Origin of the sequence: Microbacterium sp. (assembly GCF_029263575.1) — a bacterium.
Classification (GTDB): domain Bacteria; phylum Actinomycetota; class Actinomycetes; order Actinomycetales; family Microbacteriaceae; genus Microbacterium.
Map to the genome: position 1 here is coordinate 1 of NZ_JAJUFV010000227.1, position 3,458 is coordinate 3,458.

The window sequence follows — 3,458 nt, forward strand, 5'->3', positions numbered from 1 at the left end:
GATCTCTTCTGTTCGCGATTGTTCGGGGTTCTGCGCCGTGACGGCATGCTGTGAGCTTGTTCCTGTTCCATCCCTCTGCGTTGACGGTGCGGTCGGGACGCGTTCAGTGGAACCGGAGACCGCGTCGGAGACGTCGAGCATCGAGCCGCGAGACGTGGTGCTGGCGAGCAGTTCCGTCGTCGCGGTCGACCCTCGAAGCGCGCGCGCAAGCGCTTCAGAGGGGTCTGTCGATGGTAGCGGCGCGGGAGCGGCAGGCTCAGGCTGCGCGGTCGCGACGTTCGCGCCCGCGACCGCTTCTGGCTGCTCGACCGCAGCGGCGCTTTCCTCCCGATCAGGTTCGGGGGAGCGTTCTGGGGCATGTGGGGTCGTGTTTTCGACGGGTGATGGACGCTCTTTTGCCGAGTCAGCTTCGGTGATGCCTGTCGCTGACGAAACGACCGGGCCTGCAGGTACGTTCGTGGTGGTTTCGCGCGCAGGTTCTTCTGGTGGTGCTGCGGCGACCTCGGAATGGTGGTCGGGTGCGCCCTGCTGCCCTGAGTCGATCGGGTCAGATTGGTGCTCTTCAGCAGCGGCGGGAACCTCATCCTCATCGACGTCTGAAGCGATGATTCGTCCGTCTTCTGTCAGCGCCAGCCTCGCGCGGGGCGCCCAGGTTCCAGGGAAAGCGTTACGGATCAGTCGTCGGGCGGCCTTATCACCGGGTAAAAGCTGCGTCGCAGCGAAACCGCGGAGCCGGTTCAACAGCATCCGCAATGGTCCGACCACACGTTTGAGATCTCGTGCACCCTCACCGCGGAGCAGGACAGTGAGCTTTTCGGCGATGACGGGAGTCGAGTCGTCGGTGTCGAGGGGAGACTCATCGACAGGTCGAAGTACCAACCCTGCGGGAACGACATCAACGAGCCAATGGCTGTTCAGGCGATACGTGTTGCGACTCTCGTTCGTCAGCCCGAACGGCGCAGACCAGCGGTCGAGTTCGAAAACGCCATCCGGCGTGCACACGCTCTCTTTTGCGAAAGAGCCGGTGGTGTCTTCCGCTTGGTCAAGTCGAACGAAATCTCCAGCGATGGTGACGCCATGTGCCATCCGCACTGGTTCTTGCAGCTCTGCGGACAGGCGGCGGATCGTGTCGAGCTCGAGGCTCGTGTGGCCGTAGCCGACCAGCACGGCTGAGGCTCGCGTGTGATCAGGTAGACCGCGCAACAGCTGCAATATGCGAGCGTACTCTGGTGCAGCGTTGCCTGGGCTGCCTACGACGATGAGGAGTTGTTGTGGACGCACTGCGATCGTGGACAGACGCACGGCGTGTGAGGGGTTCGGCGCGGACGTGACCCACAGCCCAGCGGGTATTTGCACGACGCCTGGGGTCTTAGGAGGCACGTGCGATTGCCACGCTGGTTCCGGGTACCTCTTGCCGTAGACGACTTTTGTGCCCAGGGGACTGTACGCAACCCAGCCGTTGCCACCACCAACGGCGAACAAGGCACCGTCGCAGGAGAGAAAAGGCCCTTCGGGCGCGATAATGGTGACTCCCAAGGCCGCAGCCAGGCCCATAGCGGGTGGTTCGTCTTCACCGTTGTCGGCTTTTCCGAGACCAGCTTCAAGAGCGACGAGGGTGCTGTGGGCGTGCGGTCGGATGTGCTCGAGCAACGGTGTCTCGCGTTGACGCAGACTGCTGTCTGACTCGACGACGAGGTAGCGAGCAGCCGTCAATGGCGGCAACCGGTCAAACCGCGCTGACGCGTTCTTCGCTCCCGTTTCGGAGACGAAGATTCCGCTCTCTGTCGGCTCCACCGTGATCGTCGTCACTGTGATCCTTTCCCTCAGAGTGCATACGGATTTTGCTCTGTGGATGGTTCATCACCAGCAAGAGTTCACGTCGAGTCGTGTCGGTTGTGCTGGTGCCAGTGCTCGGCGAGTGCCTCATCGAAGAGGTCTTGAGCATCATTCATCCAGGGCTCGCTGAACCCAGCACCGGCTTCGGGGAGAGACGCTACAGGTTCGGGCGCGGAGTCATCGCCGCGGTCTTGCTCGTCGCCAGACATGTCTTGGTCGCCACTCAGCGGATCATCAATCGGAGCTGCGTCGGCATCCGATTCCCGGGCTGGGGAGCGTCGACGATCTACGGGGGGAGTGCTCGCATGGCGTGAGCCATCGTGGCCCGGAAGTGAGTTGAACTCTTCGATTATCCAGGTCTGCAGCTCGGGCGGCAGGTCGCTGGTGTCGAAAGACAGGTCGTGCTGGATACCGTCGTACTCGACAGCGGGATGTTCGAGTGTGGCGTTCTCGTTCTCAGCAGTGTCGAGGGCGTCACGGGTGAATAGCACGTGGGCCAGGGCGTCGTCGTATCCGGCAGTACCGGGCGCCGGTAGAGCGCGTACAGCAGCTTCGTGTGCGGCGGCTGCCAGAGCCGCCGCTTGGGCGACGGCGAGGCGTGTGGCGGCTGTGGGGTCACCGGGGGGGACGGTGATATCGGGCCCGAGGGTGTACGCGGGGGTGTCCGCGTTGGTGTCGGGTGCGGCGGCGGGTCTGTCGGCGCTGTGTGCGGGCATCTCTGCGGGTACGGGTGCGGACGTGGGTTGGGGTGCGAAGCCGGGGACGTCAGCGTATGCGGTATTGCCGGTGTCGTGCGCGGTGATGCTGTTTGGCTCGAGGTTCGTGGGGCCGATGGTGTTGACATCGGGATCGATGGGGGCGTTGATGGAGTGGTTTGTGGTGGTGCGCCTGATGTTGTCGTGTGTGTCTTCAGCGGCCTGCGTCCTGGCTTTCTGGACCATATCGCGCATTCTGGCGGCACGGTCGGCAGCACGTGTGGCGGCATTGGAAACGGTAATTTTGCCGTGCCTGCTGGTGGGGTCGTTGCCGCGGCTGATGGTGTATTCGATGTTCTTTGCGACGGCGCGGTTGATGTCGTCGCGTTCGGTAACGGCGAGTGCGAGGTCGAGGTCGGCGTTGGTGCGTGCGCGGAGGGTGTGTTCGACGGTGCCCCAGCCGGTGTGGTCTCCGCGGGCGCTGGCCTCGTGTGCGGCGGTGACGGCGGTGTTGTACGCGGCGTGGGCGTCGAGAGCCGCGCGTGCGGCTTCAGCGACACGTTTCCTGGCTCTTGCCATCTGGGGGGGGATGGAGATGTTGCCGTGCGCGGTGGTGAGAGTGTCGGTGGTGTCGGCGGTGGTGTGTGAGGTGATGTCGGTGCGTGCTCTGGCATCTCTCGCAATGTCGCGGATAGCGGCGGCACGCTTGGCGATCAAGGAGGCGGCGTGGCCTTGCTCGGCGGGTTCGCTGCCCCGGTTGGTGGTGGCGCGATCGATGTCGTTGCGTTCGGTAACGGCGAGTGCGAGGTCGATGTCGGCGTCGATGCGTGTGCGGAGGGCGTGTTCGACGGTGTCCCAGCCGGTGTGGTCTCCGCGGGCGCTGGCCTCGTCTGCGGCGGTTACGGCAGCGTCATAAGCGGCGGCGGC

Annotated in this window: 1 protein-coding gene and 1 pseudogene; both read right to left on the minus strand. The window is 64.2% G+C overall.

The features are described from left to right. The coding region (locus Q1J95_RS15290) for a hypothetical protein (protein WP_300269200.1) at positions 1 to 1,809 on the minus strand (1,809 nt) is incomplete at its 3' end. Positions 1,810 to 1,874: 65 nt separating this feature from the next. Next, positions 1,875 to 3,458: pseudogene (locus Q1J95_RS15295) on the minus strand (hypothetical protein); the annotation flags it as partial.